This is a genomic window from Vibrio sp. 10N.286.46.A8, assembly GCF_041470165.1.
GTDB classification, from domain to species: Bacteria; Pseudomonadota; Gammaproteobacteria; order Enterobacterales; family Vibrionaceae; genus Vibrio; species Vibrio tasmaniensis_A.
The window spans coordinates 1-2,719 of sequence record NZ_JBFRLX010000297.1; the positions used below are offsets into that span (position 1 = coordinate 1).

The 2,719-nt window shown below is 41.8% G+C and carries 1 protein-coding gene and 5 tRNA genes; all 6 read right to left on the reverse strand.

Annotated features, from left to right (window positions below; all coding sequences use genetic code 11):
- The 6 genes from AB4232_RS21720 to AB4232_RS21745 all read right to left on the reverse strand — a co-directional run bounded on the left by AB4232_RS21720 (nt 1) and on the right by AB4232_RS21745 (nt 2,385).
- A tRNA-Asn gene (locus AB4232_RS21720) sits at nt 1-75 on the reverse strand.
- 29 nt (nt 76-104) lie between these two features.
- Nucleotides 105-180: transfer RNA gene (locus AB4232_RS21725), tRNA-Thr, on the reverse strand.
- 36 nt (nt 181-216) lie between these two features.
- A tRNA-Asn gene (locus AB4232_RS21730) sits at nt 217-292 on the reverse strand.
- Nucleotides 293-316: 24 nt separating this feature from the next.
- Nucleotides 317-392, reverse strand: a tRNA-Thr gene (locus AB4232_RS21735).
- Between the two features lie 56 nt (nt 393-448).
- Nucleotides 449-524: transfer RNA gene (locus AB4232_RS21740), tRNA-Phe, on the reverse strand.
- A gap of 235 nt (nt 525-759) precedes the next feature.
- Nucleotides 760-2,385: a methyl-accepting chemotaxis protein gene (locus AB4232_RS21745; RefSeq protein ID WP_371710843.1), complete on the reverse strand. Its 1,626-nt coding sequence runs from the start codon at nt 2,383-2,385 to the stop codon at nt 760-762.
- Nucleotides 2,386-2,719 lie beyond the last annotated feature (334 nt).

Below are 2,719 nucleotides of genomic sequence, written 5' to 3' on the forward strand. Positions count from 1 at the left end.
TGGCTCCCTTGCAAGACTTGAACTTGCGACATACGGATTAACAGTCCGCCGTTCTACCAACTGAACTAAAGGGGAATTGATTGTTTTATCTCTAATCAAGAGAATGGTGCCGACTACCGGAATCGAACTGGTGACCTACTGATTACAAGTCAGTTGCTCTACCTACTGAGCTAAGTCGGCATCATGTATCAAGAAGCTTACGCTTAATGATTAACTTGGCTCCCCTTGCAAGACTTGAACTTGCGACATACGGATTAACAGTCCGCCGTTCTACCAACTGAACTAAAGGGGAATTATTCTTAAAGCTTTAAAGAAATGGTGCCGACTACCGGAGTCGAACTGGTGACCTACTGATTACAAGTCAGTTGCTCTACCTACTGAGCTAAGTCGGCACATGATATTTCTTTGTGCTTTACTGTTGTTGTCAAGGACACCAACAAATAAATTGTGGTGCCCGGAGGCGGAATCGAACCACCGACACGAGGATTTTCAATCCTCTGCTCTACCGACTGAGCTATCCGGGCGACGAGGTGTATTAAACGTGTTTTCGCGTTCTGGGTCAACATTAAATTGCAAAAAAAGTATTGTTTGATGTTTTTCTATACTTAGTGGGTTGTTTTTGTTCGTTTGGGTAGAAAAACCTAGGTCTAGCATGACTTAAAAGATGGCAAAACTACGGTTAACTGCTTTGAATGAGCGCTGAAATAAAAAAAGCACGTATGAAAACGTGCTTTTATATTAAAGGTTTTTCTCGAGAGTTTAGTGTTTTACTTCAAACCTATTTACCCAAGTCTCTAATTCGTTAGAAAGGGAAGCTAAAGTTTGAGTACTGTTATGGCTTTCCGTTACGACATCGCTCAGTTGGTTGCCACTTTCTTCAATCATATTGATACGCTTCGATATATCATCGCTTACCTGAGTCTGCTCAGCGGCTGCTGTTGCGATTTGATGGCTCATTGATGATATAGACTCTAATGCAATCACAATCTGTTGTAGCGCTTCAGAGGCATTCTGAGACTCTGCTACAGTACTTTCACTCGTTGCCGCACACACATTCATTGTTTGAATGGCGTTACGGGAACCTTCTTGAAGATTATTGATCATTAACTGAATCTCTTTGGTGCTCGATTGCGTTCGACCAGCAAGGTTTCGTACCTCATCCGCCACTACTGCAAATCCACGACCTTGTTCACCCGCTCGCGCAGCCTCAATAGCAGCGTTAAGTGCTAATAGGTTAGTTTGTTCTGCAATATCACCTATAACGTCCAATACCTTAACAATATTGTTTACGTCGTTATCTAGGTTAGCGACAGCTTCACTGGCTGTACCTAATTGTCCTGCTAGGCCTTGAATGTTATCTACTGTGTTGTGGATTAGGAGCTGAGTATGTTGGCTTTGTTTGTCTGCCTCGTCGGTGTTACGAGCTGTATCGCCAGCTGAATCGGCAACATTATTTGCTGAAGACGCCATCTCAGTCATTGCTGTTGCGATCATTTCAGTTGATTGTTGCTGAGTTTCAGTAAGTTGAGCGATAGAACCTGCACGATCTTCCACGCGCTGTAATTCGCCTCTTAACGCTAGCATTGAAGAGTTAAGGTTTGATACTAACTCTGCCAGTGATTGACTCATTTGTTGTACAGCGTGATAGATACTGCCTTGCTCAGCTTGAGTCTCAAACGATGTTTGAATTTTTCCTTCTGCGACAGCTTGTACTGCTTCTCTTACGTCTTTGGGTTCACCTCCAAGTAGCGATAGCATACGTTTAATTGAGATAATCAAGCTTGAAAGAATGACACCAGCAATAGCCAAACATAAAATCAGTTGCCATTGTGCTGTTGACCAAAACCTTGCGTTGACTTCATTGAAACCGATACCTGTACCTACAACCCAACCCCAATGAGGTGTTTTTTCTGCGATGGACAGTTTTTCTTCAATGCTTCCGTCGGGGAGTTTTTGTGTCCAGGTGTACTCGACTATTTGTCCTGTTCTATTGCCAAGTGCTCGCTGAATAAGTTGGCCAACGCTATTTCCATCGCCATCTTTAAAATCATTAAAGCTGGTTCCGTGTAGTTGCGGATCTAAAGGTGTTGCGACAAAAGTCATATATTCATCAGCAACATATACATATTCATTGTCTTTATAGATATTGTTGCGCAGCAGGCGAGTGGCAAGCTGTTTGGCTTGTTGTTCTTCTAGAGTGCCATCAATAGCCATTTTTTCGACTTCAGTAAGAATGCTGTATGCACTTTTAAATAGCTCCGTCACGCGAGCTTTGTTGTCTATGTTGCTAGCAACTCTTAAGGTCCATAAACCTGTAGCCGTAAGTGCGAGCAAGGCAATCAAAATGATGCCTGATAATAAATAAGCTTGCGTTTTTAATTTCATATTTCCCCGTGCAGCGATCTAATAATAAGTATGGTGTATCATTCACGAATCTTAAGCTAAGTCGTGTAGTGCAGGTATCAGAAAGGTATCAAAACATGATGAAGATTAAATTTACGAAGAAAAAAAAGTCCCCAAAAGAACATTTTTCGCTGTCAAATGAATAAACAGAGGTAAGAGCAATTACTCTATTGAGGGGCGAATGTAGTCTATTTACTCGAAGATCAAGATTTAATGTTGAACTGATGTGTTATTGAATGGCGTTAACTTTTATTCAAACGAAAAAAAGCCAAGTCTCTCGACTTGGCTTTCTTGAATGTGGCTCCCCTTGCAAGAC

What these genes read in the sequence shown, in the direction of transcription:
- AB4232_RS21745 (WP_371710843.1), bottom strand. Translation starts at nt 2,385, where the DNA reads ATGAAATTAAAAACGCAAGCTTATTTATTATCAGGCATCATTTTGATT.